The sequence below is a fragment of the Bartonella rochalimae ATCC BAA-1498 genome, from assembly GCF_000706645.1.
GTDB classification, from domain to species: Bacteria; Pseudomonadota; Alphaproteobacteria; order Rhizobiales; family Rhizobiaceae; genus Bartonella; species Bartonella rochalimae.
In genome coordinates this window covers 716,980-717,272 of the sequence record NZ_KL407337.1, presented here as the reverse complement: position 1 = coordinate 717,272, position 293 = coordinate 716,980, and the positions used below count along the sequence as shown (strand labels likewise).

Annotated in this window: 1 protein-coding gene; it reads left to right on the top strand. The window is 41.3% G+C overall.

All coding sequences use genetic code 11. The features are described from left to right. Positions 1 to 293: hypothetical protein (locus O99_RS06885; protein ID WP_035006310.1), on the top strand; the 293-nt coding region annotated here is incomplete at both ends.

Sequence of the window (293 nt, the reverse complement as noted above, 5' to 3'; positions counted from 1 at the left end):
GGAGAAGGTCGGACGCTTTCTGGCTTGAAAGATGGAGAACTTTCAGAAAACTCGACAGAAGCAGTTACTGGAAAACAGCTTTATGAAGTTGATAGCAAGCTCACTAAGACCACGCAAAACGTAGCAAATTTATCTACGAGTATGGATAAAGTCCAAGGCGATGTTACGAAAATCCAAGGAGATGTCTCAACGATTGCAAACAATACATCAAAATATTTGGGAGGCGGATCGAATATTCTTGGTGGTGAAGCTCCAACATATAAAGTCCAGAATACAGAGCATCATGATGTAGG